The organism is Enterobacter sp. Taxon_2 (assembly GCF_058355295.1).
This window is the reverse complement of the sequence record NZ_CM178024.1, coordinates 2,863,740-2,887,039: the sequence shown is the minus strand read 5'-3', so window position 1 is coordinate 2,887,039 and position 23,300 is coordinate 2,863,740. Positions and strand designations below refer to the sequence as shown.

The 23,300-nt window shown below is 57.7% G+C and carries 19 protein-coding genes; 10 read left to right on the top strand and 9 right to left on the bottom strand.

Annotated elements, in window-relative coordinates; all coding sequences use genetic code 11:
- Nucleotides 1-25 precede the first annotated feature (25 nt).
- Together AC4IC4_RS13690 and ldcA are read right to left on the bottom strand one after the other, a co-directional pair.
- A complete protein-coding gene (locus AC4IC4_RS13690) occupies nt 26-1,759 on the bottom strand; it encodes a potassium/proton antiporter (protein ID WP_157189357.1) in 1,734 nt (577 codons plus the stop codon).
- Between the two features lie 97 nt (nt 1,760-1,856).
- The gene (gene ldcA / locus AC4IC4_RS13685) at nt 1,857-2,771 is read right to left on the bottom strand and encodes a muramoyltetrapeptide carboxypeptidase (protein WP_491471335.1); all 915 of its coding nucleotides are present in this window, start codon (nt 2,769-2,771) and stop codon (nt 1,857-1,859) included.
- Between the two features lie 107 nt (nt 2,772-2,878).
- Between ldcA and emtA the strand changes: the two genes are divergently transcribed.
- On the top strand, nt 2,879-3,490 hold the full coding sequence (emtA, locus tag AC4IC4_RS13680) for a membrane-bound lytic murein transglycosylase EmtA (protein WP_024909815.1): 612 nt from the start codon (nt 2,879-2,881) through the stop codon (nt 3,488-3,490).
- A gap of 37 nt (nt 3,491-3,527) precedes the next feature.
- On the opposite strand, the gene ycgR is transcribed toward emtA, so the two are convergent.
- Nucleotides 3,528-4,259, bottom strand: coding sequence for a flagellar brake protein YcgR (gene ycgR / locus AC4IC4_RS13675; RefSeq protein ID WP_024909816.1), 732 nt, complete (start codon nt 4,257-4,259; stop codon nt 3,528-3,530).
- A 208-nt stretch (nt 4,260-4,467) separates the two neighbouring features.
- On the opposite strand from ycgR, the gene AC4IC4_RS13670 reads away from it, so the two are divergent.
- Together AC4IC4_RS13670 and AC4IC4_RS13665 are read left to right on the top strand one after the other, a co-directional pair.
- Nucleotides 4,468-4,722 carry a GlsB/YeaQ/YmgE family stress response membrane protein gene (locus AC4IC4_RS13670; RefSeq protein WP_008502662.1) on the top strand — a complete coding sequence of 85 codons (255 nt, stop codon included), beginning with the start codon at nt 4,468-4,470 and terminating at the stop codon, nt 4,720-4,722.
- A gap of 112 nt (nt 4,723-4,834) precedes the next feature.
- On the top strand, nt 4,835-6,937 hold the full coding sequence (locus AC4IC4_RS13665) for a TonB-dependent siderophore receptor (RefSeq protein WP_491471334.1): 2,103 nt from the start codon (nt 4,835-4,837) through the stop codon (nt 6,935-6,937).
- 494 nt (nt 6,938-7,431) lie between these two features.
- Here AC4IC4_RS13665 and AC4IC4_RS13660 read toward each other — a convergent pair whose 3' ends face one another.
- Together AC4IC4_RS13660 and AC4IC4_RS13655 are read right to left on the bottom strand one after the other, a co-directional pair.
- Nucleotides 7,432-9,117 carry an alpha,alpha-trehalase gene (locus AC4IC4_RS13660; protein WP_491471333.1) on the bottom strand — a complete coding sequence of 562 codons (1,686 nt, stop codon included), beginning with the start codon at nt 9,115-9,117 and terminating at the stop codon, nt 7,432-7,434.
- Between the two features lie 102 nt (nt 9,118-9,219).
- Nucleotides 9,220-10,176, bottom strand: a complete 957-nt coding sequence (locus AC4IC4_RS13655) for an AraC family transcriptional regulator (protein ID WP_491471332.1) — start codon at nt 10,174-10,176, stop codon at nt 9,220-9,222.
- Nucleotides 10,177-10,291: 115 nt separating this feature from the next.
- On the opposite strand from AC4IC4_RS13655, the gene AC4IC4_RS13650 reads away from it, so the two are divergent.
- Nucleotides 10,292-11,479: an MFS transporter gene (locus AC4IC4_RS13650; protein ID WP_148770143.1), complete on the top strand. Its 1,188-nt coding sequence runs from the start codon at nt 10,292-10,294 to the stop codon at nt 11,477-11,479.
- 40 nt (nt 11,480-11,519) lie between these two features.
- On the opposite strand, the gene gap is transcribed toward AC4IC4_RS13650, so the two are convergent.
- Nucleotides 11,520-12,530, bottom strand: a complete 1,011-nt coding sequence (gap, locus tag AC4IC4_RS13645) for a type I glyceraldehyde-3-phosphate dehydrogenase (protein ID WP_090419840.1) — start codon at nt 12,528-12,530, stop codon at nt 11,520-11,522.
- A 78-nt stretch (nt 12,531-12,608) separates the two neighbouring features.
- Nucleotides 12,609-13,589, bottom strand: coding sequence for a GlxA family transcriptional regulator (locus tag AC4IC4_RS13640; RefSeq protein WP_491471331.1), 981 nt, complete (start codon nt 13,587-13,589; stop codon nt 12,609-12,611).
- A gap of 149 nt (nt 13,590-13,738) precedes the next feature.
- Between AC4IC4_RS13640 and AC4IC4_RS13635 the strand changes: the two genes are divergently transcribed.
- Nucleotides 13,739-14,710 carry a fatty acid desaturase gene (locus AC4IC4_RS13635; protein WP_491471330.1) on the top strand — a complete coding sequence of 324 codons (972 nt, stop codon included), beginning with the start codon at nt 13,739-13,741 and terminating at the stop codon, nt 14,708-14,710.
- Nucleotides 14,703-15,461 (top strand): phosphate/phosphite/phosphonate ABC transporter substrate-binding protein, encoded by a 759-nt coding sequence (locus AC4IC4_RS13630; RefSeq protein WP_491471329.1) that lies wholly within the window; start codon nt 14,703-14,705, stop codon nt 15,459-15,461. The genes AC4IC4_RS13635 and AC4IC4_RS13630 overlap by 8 nt, the downstream gene beginning before the upstream one ends.
- On the opposite strand, the gene AC4IC4_RS13625 is transcribed toward AC4IC4_RS13630, so the two are convergent.
- A complete protein-coding gene (locus AC4IC4_RS13625) occupies nt 15,440-16,336 on the bottom strand; it encodes a LysR family transcriptional regulator (RefSeq protein ID WP_491471328.1) in 897 nt (298 codons plus the stop codon). The genes AC4IC4_RS13630 and AC4IC4_RS13625 overlap by 22 nt on opposite strands.
- 22 nt (nt 16,337-16,358) lie before the next feature.
- Nucleotides 16,359-18,647, bottom strand: coding sequence for an FdhF/YdeP family oxidoreductase (locus tag AC4IC4_RS13620; RefSeq protein ID WP_491471327.1), 2,289 nt, complete (start codon nt 18,645-18,647; stop codon nt 16,359-16,361).
- A 1,001-nt stretch (nt 18,648-19,648) separates the two neighbouring features.
- Between AC4IC4_RS13620 and AC4IC4_RS13615 the strand changes: the two genes are divergently transcribed.
- The 4 genes from AC4IC4_RS13615 to AC4IC4_RS13600 are packed head-to-tail and all read left to right on the top strand — an operon-like array spanning nt 19,649 to nt 23,298.
- Nucleotides 19,649-20,143, top strand: coding sequence for a hypothetical protein (locus AC4IC4_RS13615; RefSeq protein WP_032647696.1), 495 nt, complete (start codon nt 19,649-19,651; stop codon nt 20,141-20,143).
- A 23-nt stretch (nt 20,144-20,166) separates the two neighbouring features.
- Nucleotides 20,167-20,670, top strand: coding sequence for a type VI secretion system lipoprotein TssJ (tssJ, locus tag AC4IC4_RS13610; RefSeq protein ID WP_024909828.1), 504 nt, complete (start codon nt 20,167-20,169; stop codon nt 20,668-20,670).
- Nucleotides 20,671-20,698: 28 nt separating this feature from the next.
- Complete coding sequence (gene tssK / locus AC4IC4_RS13605; protein WP_024909829.1) at nt 20,699-22,042, top strand: type VI secretion system baseplate subunit TssK; 1,344 nt, start codon at nt 20,699-20,701, stop codon at nt 22,040-22,042.
- A 17-nt stretch (nt 22,043-22,059) separates the two neighbouring features.
- Nucleotides 22,060-23,298: a DotU family type VI secretion system protein gene (locus AC4IC4_RS13600; RefSeq protein WP_024909830.1), complete on the top strand. Its 1,239-nt coding sequence runs from the start codon at nt 22,060-22,062 to the stop codon at nt 23,296-23,298.
- The last annotated feature ends 2 nt before the right edge of the window (nt 23,299-23,300 follow it).

The following is a 23,300-nucleotide window of genomic DNA, read 5'->3' as shown; positions in this document are numbered from 1 at the left end:
AAGCCGCCACCCGGCAAAAAAACCGCTACTCCGCTTCCTCTTCCATCGGCCTCAAACCGACTTTCCGCACCGCGTTATCTTCTTTTTCGGCAACGGTCCAGATCATCCCGGCAAACTCCACCTGGTCTCCCACGACCGGGGCAGCGCCAAGCCGCTGCTGGATGATTTCGCCTAGCGTTTGCTGGTTATCTCCGTCTTCAGCACCTTCATCCAGGCCGTAGATCAGCGCGACATCGGCAAACCTGGCGCTGGCTTCCAGAATAAAATCGCCGAAGAAACGCTGATCCAGCGCCACCGGAGGCGACTGGCTGAACAGTTTGCCCAGCGCGGGCAGGTCGCGCTCGCGGCCAATCACGCAGAGAATATCCCCTTCGCGCAGGCGGGTGCTGCCGGTAGGGTGCAGCAGAACGTTGTCGCGGAACAGAGCGGCAATGCGCGTTTCGGCCGGCATGTGCAAATCGCGCAGTGAAGCCCCCACGCACCATTTGTCGGCGCTCAGCTGATAGACGAACTGTTCCCACGGGTTCTCCGGATGAATGTCGAGCCCCACGCGGGAGACCGGCCAGCCCACGGGAGGGACCACCACTTTGGCTTTTTTCGCCGCCCACCCGAGCGAGGTTCCCTGGAACAGCAGCGAAATCAGCACCACGAAGAACGCCACGTTAAAGAACAGCCGCGCGTTATCCAGACCGGCCATCATCGGGAACACAGCAAGGATAATCGGCACCGCGCCGCGCAGGCCCACCCAGCTGATGAAGATCCGCTCGCGCAGGTTGAAGCCACGAAACGGCAGCAGGCCTGCAAATACCGACAGCGGACGGGCAAAGAAGATCATCCATGCAGAGAGCAGCAGCGCCGGAACGGCGATCGGCAGCAGGTCCGATGGCGTTACCAGAAGACCCAGCACCAGAAACATGCCGATCTGCGCAAGCCAGGCCAGACCGTCGAAGTTCTGCAAAATGGCATGCCGGTTACGAATAGGGCGGTTGCCCATCAGGAACCCGCAGAGGTAGACAGCGAGAATGCCGCTGCCGTCCACTGCGGTAGTGACGGCAAAAATGAGAATGCCGCCGCTCAGCGCCAGCAGCGGGTAAAGCCCCAGAGGAAGCGATATACGGTTGATCGTCTGCTGGAGCAGATATCCCCCTGTCAGGCCGATGACAATCCCCAGGCCGAACTGCTGCAGGATATGTAACGCAAACGTCCAGCTCAGCCCGCTTTCGTGCTGCTGAATCATCTCGATAAGCGTGATGGTGAGAAACACCGCCATCGGATCGTTACTGCCGGATTCAATCTCAAGCGTTGAGCCCACGCGTTCGTTAAGCCCTTTTCCGCCAAGCAGGGAAAATACTGCTGCCGCATCGGTTGAGCCAACAATCGCGCCAATCAGCAAACCTTCCATGATATTGAGATGGAAAAGCCACGCGGCCATCATTCCGGTGAGGCCAGAGGTAATCAGCACGCCGACCGTGGCGAGCGACAGCGCGGGCCCCAGGGCCACGCGGAAGGAGCTCGCCTGGGTGCGCATCCCGCCGTCCAGCAGGATCACCGCCAGCGCGAGGTTACTCACCATGTAGGCGAAAGGGTAGTTATCGAAAGGGATACCGCCAATGCCATCAATGCCGGCCAGCATGCCGATGGCGAGGAAAATGACAAGAATAGGTATGCCGAGACGCGATGAAAATGAACTTAATAAAATACTGCTGGTTACAAGGACCGAACCCAAAATGAAAAGGCTGATTATCGCTGCGGCATCCAATGTTCTCTTACTCCCACCTCAATGTTAACGCTGTTACTAAAACCCTAACATATTAACGACGGCAACAGCGTTTTATTAAGGGGGTATAACGGCTTTTTTATGCCTTTATGACAGGATGGCCGCTGATGGTCAGCTGACTGCCGGAATCATTGTGGATCAGCGAGGCGTGTGCCCCCAGTGCCAGGGTCACGGTGCGCTGCTCATGGCCGAAATCCAGACCGGTGATGACCGGAATATCCAGCCGCGAGCGAATGAACTCAACCATGGTCTCCAGGGAGTAACCCGCGTCATAGTCATTCGGCGCAGAACCGCTGAAGCTGCCCAGCACAATCGCGGACTGGCGTTCAAGAATACCGGCATGATAGAGCTGCAACAGCATGCGCTCGACGCGGAACGGATGTTCGTTGATATCTTCCAGCACCAGAATGCCGTCCTCAATGTGCGGCATCCACGGCGTGCCGATAAGCGAAACCAGCATCGCCAGGTTGCCGCCCCAGAGCTGACCTTCGCATTCCCAGTGCGGCCCCTTGCCTTGCCACTCCACGCTGTAGGTGGGATTGAGCAGCGCGCGCCAGAAGTGTTCCATGGTAAACGCATTCAGCTCCGGGGCGCCGAAGTTACCGGCCAGCATCGGGCCGCTGAAGGTGATAACGTTATGCAGCGCCAGCAGCCCTAGCTGGATGACGGTGAAATCGCTGTGGCCGCATATAAGTAGCGGATCCTGCTGCTGGCGCTGCGCCAGACCCTGCCAGTCAATGCTCTCCAGCAGCCGGCTCGCGCCATATCCGCCGCGCACCGCCAGCACAATCCGGTTTTCACCCTTCAGGTTCACCAGGCTGTTGATATCATTCAGCCGCTGCGCTTCTGTACCGGCAAAACGCTGCTGGCGGCGGGGGATAATCGTCTGATTTTCTACCTGATGACCCGATTCCAGCAAACGCTGAACGCCCCGCTGCGCCGCGTCCTGGTTAATGCAGTAGCCCGACGGCGCGATGAGATGAAACTGAGACATGGCAATTCCTTGCTGAATGAGAAACTAATTGTCTATATCATGCCGCGTATACGACGCCTGCTTCAAGAGGCGGCGCACCGCGATGACCGGCTATAAGGATAGATGACGTGAAATTGAGATGGTTTGCTTTTTTGATTGTGTTGCTTGCTGGCTGTAGTTCAAAACATGATTATCAAAACCCACCCTGGAACCCGGAAGTGCCGGTGAAACGGGCCATGCAATGGATGCCGATCAGTGAACAAGCCGGGAAGGCCTGGGGCGTCAGTCCGCGTCTTATCACGGCGATCATTGCGGTGGAGTCCGGCGGTAACCCCACGCTTGTCAGCAAATCCAACGCGGTGGGGCTGATGCAGCTTAAAGCGTCAACGGCGGGGAAAGAAGTTTACCGCTATATGGGCTGGAGCGGTCAGCCGTCAACCAGCGAGCTGAAGAACCCGGAACGTAACATTTCAATGGGCACGGCTTATCTGAGCATCATGGAGCACGGCGTGCTGAAGGGCATTAAGGATCCGGAGGTAATGCAGTACGCGCTGGTGGTCTCTTATGTTAACGGTGCCGGCGCGTTGCTCAGAACCTTCTCCTCTGACCGCAAAGAGGCGATAGAAGAGATTAACGGCATGGACAAAGACGAATTCTTTGAGCATGTGGCGAAAAATCACCCGGCACCACAGGCGCCTCGTTATATCTGGAAAGTACAGAAAGCGATGGATGCCATGTAATGCCGCAGACGGGCGGCGGTCACGCTGCCCGATTTTCTTACAGAACTTTATTTGCGCGTTCCCGCGCCTCCCGCTCCAGCGAATAGATGATGCGCTGAAGCTCACGCTCTGCACCGGGCCCGACGTTCAGGAAGCGGAAGCTCAGACGCGGGGTGGTGATGGTTTCATTTTTGCTGTCCACGACGGTACGGTCGCTGATGGCAATCAGCTGTGCATCGAAATAAAAACGACCCCAGCCCCCCATATCCAGTTCAATTTGCGTAAACCGCATGCCTTCTACCAGTCCGTCGGGTTTCGGCGTATCCATCAGCGCACCCATGCCGCCCAGCGACAGATCGAAGAGGCGGAAGCGGATCTCTTTTTTATCCGGCATTTTGGCCTTACAAAAATAGGCGGGGTGAAGCGGAGCGCTAATGCGGAAATATTCACGACGCTGAACAAACCAGAGATTGGTGGGAAGTGGGGTAGCAAAAGCAGGGAGTCCCTGGTACTCGCTCAGTTCCAGTCGCGACAGGACAAACTCCACTTTGGCGCCCTGCGTTTCGGCCATCACCGCGATATTCTCCGCCTTCAGCGCCGCGCGGTTTTCATACTCCTGACTGCCTAAATCAATCACCAGCCGCTCCTGCGAGGCGTCAAGGATCTTGCTGATGAACTGATTATTCGACCAGCTGATGCGCAGCGGCACTTCACCTTTTTGCAGGTCGCGTAATACCCCTAATACAGCCAGCGGATTTTGCTTGAGGAACTGCTCACTGTAATGACTCACGCCGGATGGCTCCTTGATTGATGACAGACTGTCTTAGCGTTATCGGCAATCTGCAATGAAACTTAATACAAACCGGTGAGTTTTTTTTGCCTGTTTGCGTAAAGATAAGTCGGTGAGATGAAAATGGTTTTCCGGCGATGACCTATACTTAAGTTAGCTGTGCAGAAGGTTTTCTGCGCATGCGTTAAACCTGCAAGAGGGCATCGCTATGGGTATCATCGCCTGGATTATCTTTGGTCTTATTGCTGGCGCTATCGCGAAATTGATCATGCCGGGAAACGATGGCGGCGGCTTTATTTTGACCTGTGTACTCGGGGTCGTTGGTGCGGTTGTGGGCGGCTGGCTGGCGACGATGTTTGGCTTCGGAGGCAACATAAGTGGTTTTGACCTGCACAGTTTTCTGGTCGCTGTCGTGGGCGCCATTGTGGTGCTGGGCATATTCAGGTTACTGCGACGAGCATAACATGACTTAAACGGCTCTCTGCGGAGGGCCGTTTTTTTGCCTGCGTATTGATTTGTTAATCTAAATGATAATAATTGTCGTTCCGTATCGCATCTAACAACAAGACGACATTATGACTCCCTCACGTTTTACGCTATGCACTCTGGCAGGTGCCGTCACGCTCGCACTGCACGTTCCGGCATTCGCCGAAGAATCCACTATCGTCGTCACCGGCGCAGAGCAGGGCAGCGCGCTGCCGGCCTGGACGAACAGCGCCACGAAGTCGGCCGTTGCTGAAAGTAAAACGCCGCAGGTCATCACGACCGTCTCTGCGCCGGAAATTGAAAAACGCCATGCGAATTCGGTGAATGAAATCCTGCGCTATGCTCCGGGCGTCTCAACCGAGGTGCGGGGGAATACCTCCTATATGAGCGAATATAAAATTCGTGGCTTTACCGTCGACCAGGAGTTCTACAACGGGCTGCAGCTGCCCTATAACGTCACCGGTAATACCAAAGCGCGCATCGATCCGCTGCTGATCGACAGCGTTGATATCCTGAAAGGTCCCTCATCGGTCCTTTACGGCGGTGGTTCGCCGGGCGGGCTGGTGAATATCCAGAGTAAAAAGCCGCAGCGAGAAGCCCGAACGGAGATCGGCGTTAACACAGGCAACCGCAACCTGAAAGAGGGCTATCTCGATTCAACCGGGCAGATTGCCGACAGCGACTGGAACTACCGTCTGCTGGGTAAGGCGACGGAAAACGACGATCAACCGCACACCACCCGGTATGAAAACTATCTGGTTGCTCCGTCCGTCACCTGGCAGCCCGACAGCAAAACCCGCCTTACCCTGGACGCGCTGGCGCAGAACTCTCCGAGCCTGACGCCGTCAAACCCGCTGCCGCTCGCCTATCTGCGCTCGAAATACGCGGGCAAGCGCGATTACGCCGGTGATGAGTGGAATGGGTTTAAGCAGCGTCAGTGGATGCTGGGCTACAGCTTTGAACATGCGTTCGACAGCGGCTGGGGCTTTAACCAGAAGGCGCGCTATTTCGACGTCGACACGCATCAGCGCAGCGTCTATGCAACGGGCACCGGGAGTGAGGTCTATCAGCTCAACCGCTTTGCCTACACCACCGATGAAGATCTGCAGAGCTTCAACATCGACAACCAGGTGACTAAAACCGTGGCGCTGGGCGACTGGAAACACCATCTGCTGGCCGGGTTTGACTACCAGAAGCTGAACTCCCATTTCCACTACCGTTACGCGTCGACCACGCCGGGCATGGATATGCGTCATCCTGACTATTCGCAAATCAGTGAAAGCGCATTAGGGCTGTATACCGCCCAGAAAAACCGGCTGAGCTATCAGCAGAACGGCTACTACCTGCAGGATCAGATGGAGTGGGATGGCTTAAATCTGCTGGGTAGCCTGCGCTACGACGATTATCGCTCCGTGAACACCAATTATCTGCAAAACGGTGATAAGGACTGGGTATCACAGGATCGCGTCACCAAACGTCTGGGCGCGCTTTACGCCTTTGATAATGGTCTGTCACCGTTTATCAGCTATTCCGAAGGCTTTGCGCCGGTGTCACCGAAGGGAACGCTCGCGGCGAAAGACGTCAAGCCGACCACCAGCAAGCAGGTGGAAGGTGGAGTGAAATATCTGCTGGCCGACTACGCCACCACCTTTACCGCTTCGGTGTTCAACATCCGTCAGAAAAATGTCGTCACCTCCGATCCGGGCTTCCTGAACTATCGTCAGACCGGGGAGGTGGAATCCAAAGGGGCAGAGCTGTCTGCCATCAGCCGCCCGGCGGACAACCTGACGCTGATTGCTAACTATGCCTACACCCACGCGATCAATACGGAAGATGACAAGTACAAAGGGAAACGGCCAACGCAGGTGCCGGAGAATGCCTTCAACCTCTGGGGGGATTACACCTTTGAGAACACGCCGCTGAAAGGGCTAATGCTGGGAGCGGGCGCACGCTATACCGGCCCGATGGAAATCTCTCCGGCAAACGATGCGGGTAAGCTGGGCGGCACTACCCAGTACGATCTGGCGGCCTCGTACCGGATGGGCGAGATCCTGCCCTCGCTGGCAGGGCTAACGCTTAAAGCCAGCGCGCAGAATATCACCAATAAAGAGACGCTGACCTGCTACGACGCGACCAACTGCTGGATTGGGCGTGACAGAACGTATCAGCTAGGGGCGAGTTACAGTTTCTAAGGAACCAGGGGAGCCCCAACAAAATACGCAATCGGACTGCCCCCTCTCCTCTTAGGGGAGAGGGCTGGGGTGAGGGGGAACATACGGCTGTGGTGGTTATTCCGTTCACTTTATGTTCCTTGCTACTCTGTAACGACAGGGCCTGTGAACGTGCCAGGGTGGCTCAGTCGCCACCACCCTGGCGACCCGGGCTCCCGGCGGTAAATCGCCGCTTCGCGGTGCCCTCGGCGTATTCCTTCCGACTTATCGGGGACGGGCGGAGGTAACATCCCTGTAAAGCCCGCCCTCTCGGCGCATCCATGCGCCTCGCCCCGGCCGGAAGGCAAACGCCTCAGCGATTTACAGCCGGACCAGAGCATCGCTGAAAGCCTTCAGTCGTTCTGTCACAACGTTATTGCTTCTGCTTAAAAATTACTGGGGATCCCTTTCCCGGTGGGAAGAGGGTTAGCAAAAGTAGGCCGGGTAAGGCGTAGCCGCCACCCGGCAATACTCACTTACTGCGCCGTCGCTTTTACCGGCGCCACCTCATCATTCGCCGCAGGCCGATTCTCCGGCACGCTGTCGCACGGTTTCTCTTTCGGGCAGACCCGATCCAGCATCTTCAGCGTCACGCCGTTGCTCCAGCCAAAGCCGTCCTGCAGCGGATATTCGCCGCCGCCGCCGCCCGTACCGGTTGTCGACACGTCATATTTCTCGACCAGTTTCTTTTCCCGGTCGTACGTATGCTGAACGTTTTTCAGGAAGCGCCAGGTCACATCCATCGAGACCTTCTCTTGCCCGTAATTCTGCAGCCCTTCCGCGGCCACCCATTGCAGCGGGGCCCAACCGTTTGGTGCATCCCACTGCTGGCCACTGTTGACGGTGGTGGTCGCAATACCGCCCGGTTTCAACAGGCGCGATGAGGTTGCCGCGGCGACTTTATCGGCCCGATCCTGCGCCGCCGCCTTCACGTAAAGCGGGAACAGGGCTGCTGCCGTGAGCTGATTGCGTACCTTCTTGCTCTTCAGATCGTAATCCGCGTACCAGCCCTCTTTATCATTCCACAGGTGGCTCTCGATGGCTTTCTGACGCGCCGTTGCCAGCGCCTCGTATTTGCTTGCGCTGGCGGCGTCGCCACTCTCCTGGCCTGCTCGCGCCAGCAGTTTTTCCATCTTGAACATCAGGGCATTCAGGTCCACGGGCACAATGCTGGTGGTCCGGATGGTGCCGAGTTTTTGCGGATCGTCCATCCAGCGGGAGCTAAAGTCCCATCCCGAGGCCGCGGCGGAACGCAAATCACGGTAGATCTCAGTTGCCGGTCGGTTAGGGTTACTTTTGGCGGTATTCACATCGTCAAGCCAGGACTCCGGGCGCGGAGTGTCGCGGTCATCCCAGTAGCGGTTGAGAACAGCGCCGTCATCCAGCTTCACCACGCGCTTGTTGGCCTGACCCGGCTGAAGGGCGTCGACGCCGTCCATCCAGTAGGCATACTCTTTCTCCATCTGCGGACGATACTTCTTCAGCGCATCGCTGTCGTGCGTTGCCAGCAGTTCCACCATCAGCGAGAAGAACGGCGGCTGGGATCGGCTCAGGTAATAGCTGCGGTTGCCGTTGGGAATGTGGCCGAAGGTGTCAATCTCATAGGCAAAGTTATCCACCATGTCGCTGATTTTGTCCCAATGATCGCTCTCTGCCAGGCCCAGCATGGTGAAATAGCTGTCCCAGTAGTAGACCTCGCGGAAACGTCCGCCGGGCACAACGTAAGGTTTGGGTAACGGCAGCAGGGAATCCCATTTGTTGCTGGCTTTATCCGTGGTGCGCGTCAGTACGGGCCAGAGATCGTCAATATGCTCACGTAGACTTTGTCCAGCAGGCGGAACATATTTTTCCCCTTCCGCAGGGAGCGTAAAGTTCATGTCGACAAAGTGGCGTAAGTCAAAGCTGGACTGCGTGTGCTGCATCCGATAGTCCGCCAGAATCATCAGCGGGTCGCTTTTGGGGACGGCATCCGCAAAGGTTTTCTGATCGGGAAACAGTTTGGCGCTCTGCACATCGTTAAACAGCGGGCCCAGCAAAATATCGGGTGAGGCTGTCTGGGCTGCGGGGCTATCGTTGGCATAACCGAATGTCGTTACGCCGAGCAGCGCGCCGCCTAACGCAAGGGGCAAGAACGCGGGGCGTAGTGTACGAGGTCTTATCATCAGTTCGTCTCCTGTCTTCACTAAACAGCGTGACCGCTGTTGTCAATCACCTGAAAACCTTAGACGAATATTGCCCGCTTCGCGTTAAATATTGCTGGCCAGTCAGACCTCTTCCGGCGTCTGGCTGGCTTCCCGCAGCGTGCCCGGCGCATGTCCAATAATACGCTTAAATGCCCGGCTAAATGCCGCCAGAGAGCCGTACCCCAGCCGCAGCGCGACGGTTTCTATCGGCTGATTTTCATGGCGAATGTACTGAATGGCCAGGCGCATCCTCAGCTCGCTGAGATATTTTGCCGGAGTGGTTCCCGTCGCGGCCAGAAACCGTTCGGCGAACACGGAGCGGGACGTGCCCGCTTCTTTTGCCAGATCCGCGACGCTCCAGTTCAGGCCCGGCTGCTGGTGCATGGCGTAAATGGCCCGGCTCAGGCGCGGGTCGCGCAAAACCTGCACCCAGCCGGTGGCTTTACCACAGCCGCCTTCAACCCAGCCGCGCACAATTAACGCCGCCACCACGTCGGCCAGTCGCGCAAGGATCCCGGCGAACCCGGCCTGACGCGCCACGGACTCCCGCTCCATCGCCGCCAGCAGCGGATGGATCTCAGGCCAGGTGGACATCAACCGGCTGACCATCATCACTTCCGGCATTGCCTTGATCAGCGGCTGCATTCCGCCCAGCTCAAAATCCATGCACCCGCTAAAGATGAGGGTGTTCTCGCTCTCCGGGCAGGGCTCGCAGGTGATGGCGCAGACCGAGCTGCAGATAGGCTCGCTCGGAAAGGCGTTGACAGGGGTAAGAGGGGCCTCCTCGTCAGAGAGCAGGGCATGGGAATTCCCGCCGGGAATAAAGAGGGCGTCGCCACCGCTCAGTTCGAACGTTGCTCCGCTCTCCATGCGCAGCAGGGCGCTACCGTGGCTCACAAAATGAAACTGCGCCCGGCCGGGAGCCTGATGAAACGCGACGCCAAATGGCGCACTGGCTTCAATGCGCCGGTATTTCACGCCTGACAGGCGCATGCCGCGTAAAAGTTCGCTGATTAAATCGGGTGACTGTACGGTCATGGCGCAACTCCGGACGAATAATCAATAAGTGGAGATTATATGTCATAGATCGTCCAGGGTGAACCTTCTATTCTTTTGCGACTGTAGTCACATTTTTATAACGGGAGATCAACAGATGAGTTCATGTGTCGCGGCGAGCGAGGCGGTAGCGCCTGCAAAACCCGCCTGGCGGGCCGTTTATTCACTGGGGCTGGGGGTATTTGGTTTGATTACGGCAGAATTTCTGCCGGCCAGTTTGTTAACGCCAATGGCCGCGAGCCTGGGCGTGACCGAGGGGATGGCCGGGCAGGCCGTCACCGCCACCGCGCTGGTGGCGCTGGTCACCGGGCTGCTGATCACCCCGGCAACCAAAAGTATCGACCGCCGCTGGGTGCTGATGTTTTTCTCGGTGCTGCAAATTATCTCCAGCCTGCTGGTGGCCTTTGCGCCCAACCTGCACGTCCTGCTGATGGGGCGCCTGCTGCTGGGGGTAGCCATCGGGGGATTCTGGGCGATGTCGACGGCCACGACGATGCGTCTGGTTCCGGCGGATAAAGTGCCGAAGGCGCTGGCGGTGATCTTCTCCAGCGTATCGATTGCCACGGTAGTCGCGGCGCCGCTCGGCAGCTATCTGGGCAGCCTGATCGGATGGCGTAACGTATTTATCCTCTGCATTCTGCCAAGCATGCTGGCGCTGCTGTGGCAGCTCTGGGTCCTGCCGTCCATGAAGCCGGAAAGCAGCGGCAGCCTGAGTACGCTGTTCCGCGTGCTGCGTCGTCCGGGGATGATCGGCGGCATGCTGGCAACCATTCTGATCTTCAGCGGCCATTTCGCTTTCTTTACCTACCTGCGTCCGTTCCTGGAGACGGTGGGCCAGGCGAGCGTGGAGACCATTTCACTGATCCTGCTGGGCTTTGGTATTGCCAACTTTGTGGGCACCTCCGTTGCCGGGCATCTGCTGGCACGCAATCTGCGCCTGACGCTGGCGCTGGTGCCGTTTGCGATGGGCGTTCTCGCGCTCATGATGGTCGCCTTTGGTCATCTGGCCATGCTGGACGGTCTGCTGGTCGCGCTGTGGGGCTTTGCATTTGGCCTGGTTCCGGTGGGCTGGTCAACCTGGCTTGCCACCACTGTCCCGGATGAAGCCGAAAGTGCAGGGGGGCTGCTGGTGGCCTCAATCCAGCTGGCGATAAGCGCCGGTGCGGCCGGAGGCGGGGCAGTATTTGACCTCAACGGCGCCAGCGGCGTATTCGCGGGAAGCGGTTTCCTGCTGGTGATGGCGATGGTGATTGTGTTTATGGGTGTGAAAGTGAAAGCGGAATGATTTTTTGCCGGGTGAGCGTTAGCGCCACCCGGCCTCAGGCTTACAGCCCTTTCTTATCCATCAGCACCGCCAGATCCACCAGGCGGTTGGAGAAGCCCCACTCATTGTCATACCACGCCAGGATCTTCACCATGTTCCCGCCAATGACCAGCGTGGAAAGCCCGTCGATAATCGACGATCGCGGGTCGCCCTGGTAATCGCTGGAGACCAGCGGCTCATCGCTATACCCCAGAATGCCTTTCAGGGGCCCGCTGGCGGCCGCGTTGCGGAACGCGTCATTCACCTCTTCGGCGGTCACGTTGCGGCTCAGCGTCACGGTTAAATCGACAATCGACACCACAGGCACCGGCACGCGCAGGGAGTACCCGGTCAGCTTGCCATCCAGGGAGGGTATGACTTTCCCCAGCGCTTTCGCTGCGCCGCTGGAGTAGGGCACAATCGACAGCGCCGCCGCGCGTGCGCCACGCAGATCTTTCTCCGGCTGATCGTGCAGCGCCTGACTGTTGGTGTAGGCGTGCGTCGTGTTCATCAGGCCATGCTCAATCCCGAACTGCTGGTGCAGCACCTGCGCGGCCGGTGCCAGACCGTTGGTGGTGCAACTCCCGTTGCTTACCACCGCGTGCAGGGCGGGATCGTACTGGTCATGGTTAACGCCCATCACAATCGTCAGGTCGTCGTTCTTCCCGGGAGCGGAAATGATGACGCGCTTAGCGCCACCGTGGGTGATATGTACCGCCGCTTTCTCCCGCTCGGTAAAGAAGCCCGTGGCCTCAATCACCACGTCGGCACCGACATCACGCCACGGAATATTCGCCGGTTCGCGTTCGCTAAACACCGTGATCCGCTGCCCGTCTACCTGCAGCGCGCCTTCTGCCGCTTCAACGGGCGCGGGCAGCTTGCCCAGAAGGGAATCATGTTTCAGCAGGTGGGCGAGGGTTTTACTGTCCGTCAGATCGTTAATGGCCACAATCTGCAGATCCGGGTTACCCAGCGCCGCGCGCAGGAAATTACGTCCGATACGGCCGAAACCGTTAATACCGACCTTAACCATGGTGCACTCCTTATCTCTGTTGTCTGGAGTCACTGTAGGCCTCGGGCCGGTTGGCGTAAACGACAAAAAAGGATCAGATTACGCCATCTTGCGGCAGTGGAATCGCTGGCGGTACTCGCCGGGGGTAAGGTGAAGCTGTTTCTCAAAGATGCGGCGCAAATTAATGCTGGTGCCAAACCCGCTTTGCTCAGCCACGCGCTCCAGGGAGTCATGGGTCTGCTCAAGCAGCTGGCGGGCGGCGGCCAGACGCGCTTCGCTCACGTAGCGGGCAGGAGAGACCCCGGCCTCGCGGGTAAACACGCGGGTGAAGTTACGCGGGCTCATTGCCGCTTTCTCGGCCAGATTTTCCACGCACAGATCGGCGGTGAGGTTCTGCAGGATCCAGGTTTGCAGTTCGCTTATCGGGCCCGATGCGCCGGGCTGCTGCAGGCTGTAACGACTGAACTGCAGCTGGCCGCCGGGACGACGCAGATACATCACCATATCCTGCGCCACGTCGCGGGCGAGGGTAAATCCGTAGTCGTCCTCCACCAGCGCCAGGGTCAGATCGAACCCGGAGCTTACGCCGCCGGAGGTCCAGATGGGGCCGTCCTGAATATACAGCGGACCGCCTTCGACGTGGATAGCCGGATACTGGGTTTGCATCGTCTCCAGCAGCCGCCAGTGGGTGGTGGCGCGACGACCGTCCAGCAAGCCGGTCTGGGCCAGCAGCATCGCGCCGCCGCAGATAGAGGCTACCCGCCGGGCATGCGGTGCAGCGAGGTGCAGCCAGTCGACCACCGCCGTGCTCTCCAGCTCGTTCATGCCGCGTCCGGTGATGATAATGGTATCCAGCGGTTCACGCGGATCCAGCTCTGGCAGACGATAGTCCGCCAGCAGGTTCAGGCCGGACTGGCCGTGGATCACCTGGTGAGGCTGCGTGGTGGCGATGATAATCCGGTAGCGGGGCTGCGCAAGCCCTTCCGGATGCAGCCGGTTGGCCTGCATCAGAATGTCGGCGATACCGGCGGCTTCAAACAGCATGCCGCCGTCGGGAACGATGATCAGGATCTTCTTCATGTCCTGAAAAGTACCTTTATCACAGAATAAGTCAAGCGACGCGTGCGCTCTGTGTTTCTGGCAAAGCAAAGCGATTTAAGTTCTTTGTTATTTCAGGCGTAATCCCCGATCGTCAGGGCTCTGTCTCTGGCGAAACGGCGTCTGAAGGAATGAGTCAACGAAGCTCCCTCTATTTACATCCGCAACAACGCGAACAAATCCGCCATCTTGCATCGGGTTTTATATGGCGAAGCGAACTGCCCACCTGGCTTTTGATTATCACTGTTTATGCAGGCTGGTTTGGCACGCTGACGTTCTGGCAAACGCTCGGCCTGCTGCCCGCCACGCTGCTGCTCGTCTGGTTTAGCACCTGGTACATGTCCCTGCAGCATGAGCTGATCCACGGACACCCCACGCGTTTTGCCTGGCTTAACCAGCTGTTTGGCACGCTCCCGCTGGCGGTCTGGTATCCGTACGGCCTGTACCGGGACTCCCATCTTGCCCATCATCGGCACCATAGCCTGACCCATCCGGTGGATGACCCGGAGTCGTACTATTTTACCGACGAGAGTTGGGGGCGCTTTTCCCCCAGGCAGAAGCGCCTGATCCGGGCCCGAAATACCTTTGCCGGGCGGCTTCTGCTGGCGCCGCTGCTGGATATCGTCCAGACGCTGGGCAGCGCCGCGGCGGCGTTTCGTCATCTTCACCTGAGGGCGATGACGATGTGGCTGGTTCACATCACGCTGCTGGCGGTACTCTTCGTCTGGATGACGCATATCGATTTTTCACCCGTCTGGTTCGTGCTTGCGGTCAGTTATCCCGCGCTCGCGCTGACCAAGGTGCGATCGTTTTTCGAACATCGCGCGGCGGACGATCCGCTGGCGCGCTCCGTCATTAACGAGGCCGGGCTGTTCTGGCGGGTGCTGTTTTTGAATCTCAACTACCATTCAGTACATCACGATCTGCCGGGCGTTCCCTGGTACGGGCTGAAGACGATCTACCAGCAAAACCGGGAGGCGTACCAGCAGCGTAACCGCGGTTTTCTCGTCAGAGGCTACGGTGAATGGCTGCGCCGGTTCTGGGTCAGACCCGTCGACGTCACCGTACACCCCGGAAAACAACAGGGAGAAGGGTATGAGTAACCTGCTGGCGTTTCCCATGTATGCGGTGGATCGCGCCGACACGCGCGCGCTCTGGCTGGCGGTTAAGGGATTGCTGGCTGCACGCGGTGTGCCCGTCGATGATGTCCCCGACTGTCCGGAGTCCGATCTGCTCACGCACTGGCAACAGCCCGGGCTTATCCTCAGCCAGACCTGCGGTTACCCGCTCGTCACGCAGCTCCCGGACGTGCAGGTGGTCGGCTGTTTTCACTACACGGCACCGGGCTGCGAAGGGATCCAGTACCGCAGCTTTCTGGTGGTGCGCGAGGAGGATCGGCACCTGACGCTGGCGGAGTTTCGCGGACGACGGGCGGTCTGTAACTCTGCGGATTCCCAGTCTGGCTACAATGCGCTGCGAAAAAAAGTGGCTCCCCTGTTGAGTGGCGGTCCATTTTTCGCGCAAACGTCCTTTAGCGGCAGCCATCGCCAGTCGCTGATTGATGTGAAACGCGGGGCAGGGGATATCGCGGCCATCGACTGCGTGACCTGGGCACTGCTGCAGCGCCATGAGCCGGAACGGCTTGCGGGGCTGGCGATCATTGACCAGACCCCGCTGACGCCGGGACTGCCGCTGATCGCTTCGCTTAACACCTCACCTGAAACGCTTAGCGTCATTCGCGATGCGCTCCATGCGCTGGTCAGTTCACCGGAACATCGGGCGATTTGTGACGCGGTGCTGATCGGCGGTTTTAGCGTGGTGACGCGCGAGGCCTACGCCTCATTGTCCGCGTGATAAATCTCCTGCGCGTCGGTAAAACAGCGCAGCGCCAGCGAGGAGATAGGCTTTTGCCTGCGCATAATCAGGCCGACAGGGGCCTCAATGTTCGCGTCAGCGATGGGGACAATCCTGAAATGGCTGTTCAGATCTTCCAGTCCGTTGTTCAGCGGCATCACGGCGCAGCATACGCCGCTTTGCACCGCCTGAATGATCTGGAACGTGGAGTCGCTCTCGAAAACGGACCTCGGTTCGATGCCGGCAGATTTAAAGCTGGCCTCCATATGCGCCCGGTAGTGCATCCCTTTGGTCAGGAACCCCAGCGGAAAATCCGTCAGATCGCGCCAGGTCAATGTCTCCTGACCGAGCTGGAAATGACGGACGTCGTGCAGCAGGCCCATTTTCGTTTTGGGAAGCTGGATAATATCGAACTGGCTGGTGTCAATGCTGTTGAGGTAGCAAATTCCCAGTTCAAGCTGGTTGCGGCTGACGCCGTCGGCAATCTGCGCGGAGGACATAGAATAGAGGCTGTAGGTCAGCTCCGGGTATTTTTGCGTCAAATGGCGAATAAAAATCATCGGATCCACGCTCGCCAGCGGCACCATCCCCAGACGGAGTTCACCCACCACCTGGCCTTTGCACAGCGCGGCTTCCGCCTGTAGCCCGTCATGCGCGGCCAGCAGCGAGCGGGCCCACGCGAGGATGCGTTCACCCTCCGGCGTAAACCCTTCAAAGCGCTGCCCGCGCACAATCAATACCAGCCCGAGCTCCTCCTCCAGGCTGCGGATGCGCATGGAGAGGGTCGGCTGGGTGATGTTGCACTGCGAGGCCGCCTTGCCAAAATGGCGGGTCTCGTCGAGGGCGATTAAATATTTTAACTGTTTAATATCCATCTTTTTCTCTGCGCGAACAGCCTTACAGCATGCGGATCTCTTTTGAGCGCAGGGTGATGCGAACCGGAACGGATTTATACGACGGCGTACCGCTGTCCTTATCCAGATAATCAAGCGGTACCAGCACGTTGGCTTCCGGATAATAGGCGCCGACGGTCCCCGGCGCGATGTTGTACGCCACCACGGTAATGTCTTTCAGACGCTGAACGCTGCCGGGCAGGGCGGTTTCGATATCCACGCGGTCGCCGTGTTCCAGCCCTGACTGCGCCATATCGTCTTCGTTCATAAACAGCACGTCGCGACGGCCAAATACGCCACGGTAGCGGTCGTCCAGGGCGTAAATGGTGGTGTTGTACTGGTCGTGGCTGCGCAGCGTGATCAGGCGCAGAACATGCTCACCTTCACCGCTGGCGTTCTCGTGAACCCCGTCGAACACCGAGAACATCGCTTTTCCCGTCGCCGTTGGCCAGATACGTTGCGTCGGTGGCAGCGGCATACGGAAACCACCGGGAACGCGGATCCGCGCGTTATAGTTCTCAAACCCCGGAATGGTCTGCTCGATCAGATCGCGGATCCGGTCGTAATCCTCAACCAGCGTCAGCCAGTCCACGCGGGTATCCGGCAGGGTGGCTTTCGCCATGCCCGCGACGATAGCGGGTTCTGACCGAAGCAACGGCGATGCAGGCTTCAGCTTGCCGGATGAAGCATGCACCATCGACATCGAGTCTTCGACGGTAATGGACTGGCGGCCGGTGGCCTGAACATCCAGCTCGGTACGGCCAAGACACGGGAAAATAAAGGTCTCTTTGCCCACCAGCAGATGGGTACGGTTGAGCTTGGTGCCGACGTGCACGCTCAAATCCAGGTTACCCATCGCCGGAAAACCCCGCTCGTGATCGGGCATCGCCACCGCAAAATTACCGCCGAGGCAAATGAGCGCTTTTGCGCGGCCGTCGATCATCGCCTGCGTGGCCTGCACCGCGTCGTGTCCGTGGTGCGACGGCGGCGCAAAGCCGAACACGTCCTTCAGGCGATTAAGGAATGCCGGCGTGGGTTTCTCGCTGATCCCGACGGTACGGTTCCCCTGCACGTTTGAGTGGCCGCGCAGCGGGCATATTCCCGCGCCGGGCTTGCCGATATTCCCCCGCAGCAGCAGCACGTCGGCAATCAGGCGGACGTTGGCCGTACCTTTGTTGTGCTGCGTAATCCCCATCCCGTAGGTAATGATGGTGGCCTTCGATTTTGCATAGGCTTCGGCGACCTTTTTGAGCGCCGCCTGGCTCAGGCCCGACTCGCGCTCGATCTCGTCCCATCGGGTTTGCGCGATATCGGCGGCGAACGCCTCAATGCCCTGGGTGTGTTCGGCAATAAATGCGTGGTCCAGCACGTCACCGCGTTCGGCTTCCATTTCCAGCAGGTGTTTGGCAATGCCTTTCAGCGCGGCGGCATCGCCCCCGGCCTTCACCTGGAAATAGGTTGAAGCGATATCCGTGGAGCTGTAGGTTGCCATTTCAATCACGCTTTGCGGGTCGGCGAAACGTTCCAGGGCACGTTCGCGCAGCGGGTTAAAGACGATAATCGGCACGTTCCGGCGGGCCAGCTCGTGGAGGGTCCCCATCATTCGCGGATGGTTGGTGCCGGGGTTGTGACCAATTGAGATCACCAGCTCGGTCTTATCGAAGTCGTCCAGCGAAACGGTGCCTTTTCCGATGCCAATCGAACGCGGCAAACCGACGCTGGTGGCCTCGTGACACATATTCGAGCAGTCGGGGAAGTTGTTGGTGCCGTATTCGCGAGCAAACAGCTGGAACAGATACGCCGCTTCGTTAGAGGCGCGTCCTGAGGTATAGAACTCGACCTGGTCCGGTTCGAGCCCGCGCAATACTTCGCCGATGCGTTGAAACGCCTCGTCCCAGTCGACGGGGCGGAAGGTGTCGCTCGCCCGATCATAGCGCAGGGGGTGCGTGAGTCGACCGTAGCCTTCCAGCTCAAAGTCCGATTTTGCCAGCAGCGAGGAGACGCTGTTTTCAGCCAGAAACGCGGGGGTGACGCGTTTGCTGGTCGCTTCCCAGGTCACCGCTTTGGCGCCGTTCTCGCAGAACTGGAACGTCGATTTGTGTTCTTTATCAGGCCACGCGCAGCCCGGGCAGTCGAAGCCGTCAGGCTGGTTGGTGCGCAGCAGCGTCGCGGGAGCGTCAAGGGTATCCATTTGGGTACGTACCGCGATGGCCGTCGCTTTTAGTGCCCCCCAGCCGCCGGCAGGGCCGTCATAGTGTCTGATGCCTGGCACCGAGCGTCTTTTCTTGTTCATACCCACTCCTGATTTGTTCGGTCAACAACATCTGAACCCATAAAAGCGCTGCACAGGACAATAAGCGAAAGCAATGACGACCGTATGGCTACGCGCATGCGGTGCGGGAAAGTGCCTTATCTTAAATTCTTTTTATTACAGCGGTTTATGTGATTTGATGTTTAAATATTTAAAGAAATTATAACGAAATTTTATCATTTTAATAATAAATCTTATCTATCGGTCGGTAGGCGAGATAGATGGCGGTGAGTAAGGAAGGATGTAGCACCAGTAAAACTTCGAATGAAGCTGATGCGTGAGAAATATAGCCACGATTCGTGGCTGGCGGACCCCCGGACGCATTTTTCAACTGAGAGAATGACAGAAAGGTTTACTCATGCTTAATGAATAACAGATATAAGGTATACCTGACGGTGGAATTTTCACCGCGCGAATATACAGTTTTTTTGCGACGTGAAATTAACGTAGCGCTGCATAAGTGAAATATTCTCACCCAGGTGATGAAGCGTGTTCAATATTAAAGATACCCTGTTAGTGCAACAAATAATTCATCATCGATATATTCCTTTGACATCAAAAAAACGCGAATTCTACTAATTATGGTAGTGGCGATAATAGCGTTATTGCGTTAATGAAAGTGGTTCTCTTTTGTGTTTTTAATAGATAAAACATCATGTTATGTGGTTTTGTAGTGAGGAAATAAGAAAGGGTGGGGCAAATCGTTTTTTTTCATAGGATTAATCCTATAATTTTCCGACTGCTTCATTTACCAACAGTTACGCGGCGGTAAATATTGAATTGATGCGAAGCTCATGTAAACTTGCTTACCGTTTGTCAAAATATGTCAGGAAGATGCTGGGCCTTATTCTGAAGGGCTCGTGCGGTAGCTATGCCCTTAACATAGTAACGCCCCGAAAATATTCTGGCTATTTTAACAATAGCACTTAAGTCAAACTTCATCCCCTTATCTCCATCATCGAAATATCGCTACGGAAAAGCATATGAAAATGCGCGTACTGTTTTCACTTCTGTTTGTAATGGCGGTGGCGGGCTGTAAAGCGCCGCAAAAACCTGTGATCAACGACGATACGATCGAGACCAGCCAGGTCAACGGCGTTACCTTAACCCACCGTCACGCTGTGACGCCGCCGACGGAGTTCACGCCGGTCAACGAGCCGTATCGTGCCATGTATCCGGCTTCCCTGATGAGCCGACCTGACTTCGGCGGCAAAGTTATCCGTAATCTCGAGACCGGAAAAACGTACGTGGTGCTGGGGCAGGTTGAACACTACTGGATGGCGCTTGCCGACGAAGGCAACGATCAGCTGATTGGTTACGTCCCGATGCGCGCTGTGATCAAGGCCGACCAGTACGACGCCGCCGTGCGTAAACAGGCCATTCGTCCAAAGGCGCGTAAAAAAGCGACCTGTGTCGATGTCGATGGCAACAGCAAAGCCTGCAAAGACAGCGCTAACGGTACCTGGATCCTGAACTAAACGGCTTTCATGAGCGCATTTTTATGAATAATAAAAATTTTCATAAGCTGTGGTTATTCTTTTACGCGGCGATTTTCGCCCTGGTCAGTGGTTGTACGTCGTCTTCACACAGCGACCCCTCCCGCTACAATCTGCAGTTTCAGGCTCATCCACAAATCAATGAATCTGCGCCGCTTAAGGTCCGGGTGCTGTTGCTGAAATCCGATGCGGATTTCATGTCCAGCGACTTCTACTCCCTGCAGAACAACGCGTCGGCCACGCTTGGCGCGAATCTGCTGAATAGCGACGTGTTCTTCCTGATGCCGGGACAGCTGTCCAAAACCCTCAGCGGGCAAAGCTCTCCGGAGGCCCGCTACATCGGCGTGATGGCGGAGTATCAGGTGCTGGATGGCAAAAAATGGCGCGTTTCACTCCCTCTGCCTGTGCCTGGCGAAAATCATATCTACCAGTTCTGGAAATGGTCCGCAGATGAACTTCAGGCCAACGTTTTTCTCGACGTGAACGGCATTCGTGTCATCAGCCAGTAACGCGCTTCAAAACAGGAAACACATCATCATGACGAAAGCAGAAAAGGTCGTCTGGACCGAAGGCATGTTCCTGCGTCCACACCATTTTCAGCGGACTGAAAGCTATCTGCTCAACCATGTTCGTGAATGGGGCGCACTACAGCGGTCGTATCTCTGGGGCTTTCTCGACGTTGAACTGGATGAAGCGATGCTTCGTCAGGGATGCATTGCCCTGAGCTACTGCAGTGGCTTGCTGCCGGACGGCACCTTTTTCCAGGTGCGTAACGGGCGCAACGGCCCTGCACCGCTGAAAATTCCTGACAATCTCACTAACGAAAAGGTGGTGCTTGCGCTGCCGGTACGTCGCGGCGAGAGAGAAGAGGTGATTTTTAGCGAAGAACCGGCCTCGCTGGCGCGCTTCATCGCTTTCGAGCAAGAGGTGGAGGACGATAACGCCATGTCGGTGGGGGATGCCACCGTCCAGTTTGGCCGCCTGCGTCTGACCCTGATGCTGGAAAAAGACCTCACGGCAGAGTGGACCGCCATCGGCGTGGCGTTTGTGACCGAGAAGCGTAACGACAACCACGTGCGGCTCGACAACAGCTACATCCCGCCGATGCTCAACGCCAACAACAGCCCGCAGATCTACAGCATGATCAACGATCTGCACGGTCTGCTGGTGCAGCGCAGCCAGCAAATTGGCGGTCGTTTGCGCCAGCCCGGTCGCTTTAATACCTCCGAGCTGATTGAGTTCACGCTGCTGTCGCTGGTTAACCGTCATCTGGGCGAGGTTTCTCATTTAAAAACCCTCCCGCTGCTGCATCCGGAAACGCTCTGGCGCAGCTGGCTGCCGTTTGCGACCGAGCTTGCCACCTGGACGTCCCAGCGTACCGCTGAAAGCGTGCTGCCGATTTACGATCATGACGATCTGGCAAACTGCTTCAGCAAGCTGATGCTGATGCTGCGTCAGGGGCTGTCGCTGGTGATGGAAGACCACGCGATTCAGCTGCCGCTTAACGAACGCTCTCACGGCCTGAACATCGCCACGGTGCCTGAAACCAGCATGGTGCGTGAGTTCGGCTTCGTGCTGGCGGTTAAAGCCAACGTGCCAGGCGAACACCTGCAAACCCATTTCCCGGCGCAGATGAAGGTCGCGCCGGTCTCGAAAATCCGCGATCTGGTTCAGCTTCAGCTGCCGGGCATTATGCTGCGCGCCATGCCGGTCGCGCCGCCGCAGATCCCGTGGCATGCCGGCTATAGCTACTTTGAACTGGAGAAGGGCAGCGAGCTGTGGCACGAGATGGATAAGTCCGGTGCATTCGCCCTGCATCTTGCAGGGGAATTCCCGGGGCTGGATATGGAGTTTTGGGCCATCCGTAGCCCGACAGAATAATAAAGCGAGCGCTTAATATGCAGGAACGACAGGACACCGGCAGTGATGCCGCCTTTACCGGAGCCAGTAGCAACAATCAGCTGGTGGCGGCCGCCAATCCGCTGCTCAATGCGATTCCGCAGATCCGTCACTCAATCTCCCATGACGATCAGGTGGCGTTACGCCAGCGCCTGATTGATGAGATTCGCCGTTTCGAAGTCCGCTGCCAGCAGGCGGGACTGCCCTACGAAGTGATCGTCGGGGCTCGTTACTGCCTGTGTACGGCGCTCGATGAGGCCGCCGCGCTCACCCCCTGGGGCAGCAGCGGCGTCTGGTCAAGCAACGGTCTGCTGGTGACGTTCCATAACGAAACCTGGGGCGGCGAGAAGTTCTTCCAACTGCTGGCGCGCCTGTCGCAAAACCCGCGCGAGCACATTCTGCTGCTGGAGATGATCAACTACTGCCTGCTGCTGGGCTTCGAAGGACGCTATCGGGTGCTGGATAACGGCCGCACCCAGCTTGAAACCATCAAGCAGCGGCTGTGGCAGATGATCCGCGGTGTGCGCGGCAGCTATCCGCCGCCGCTTTCACCCCATCCGGAAGATCGTCCGGTGCTGCGCAAACTCTGGCGGCCGATGGTTCCCCTGTGGGCCTGCGTGGCGCTGGCCGGGTTTATCGCCTGCCTGTTTTATATCGTGCTTAACTGGCGTCTTGGCGATAACACCAACCCGGTGCTGGCGAAGATTTATCAGTCTCAGCTGCCGGAAACCACTATTCAGCAACCGGCGCGTCAGCTTCCGGCTGTGCTGAACCTGCGCGGCTTCCTGAAACCTGAAATCGAGGCTGGCCTGGTCGCGGTGAAAGACGAAGCGGATCGCAGCGTCGTTATCCTGAAGGGCGACGGGCTGTTTGCTTCTGCCTCTACCGTCGTGCGTGACCGCTATGAACCGGTCATCCACCGCATTGCGCAGGCGATGAATAACGTCAGCGGCAAAATTCTGGTGGTGGGCTACAGCGACAACGTACCGATCCGCAGCGCGCGCTTTGCCTCTAACTATGAACTCTCTCTGGAACGCGCCCGCTCGGTACAGAAAATGCTGCAGGGAAGCCTCTCTCAGCCTGGCCGCGTGAAAGCGGAAGGGCGGGGCGAGATTAACCCGGTGGCGCCGAACACGACGCCTGAAAATCGCGCCCGTAACCGCCGTGTGGAAATTACTCTGCTGGTGTCGCCTGAAAACACTCAGGCTGAGCTGAACGGATTGCCGCAAGGAAACTAAGG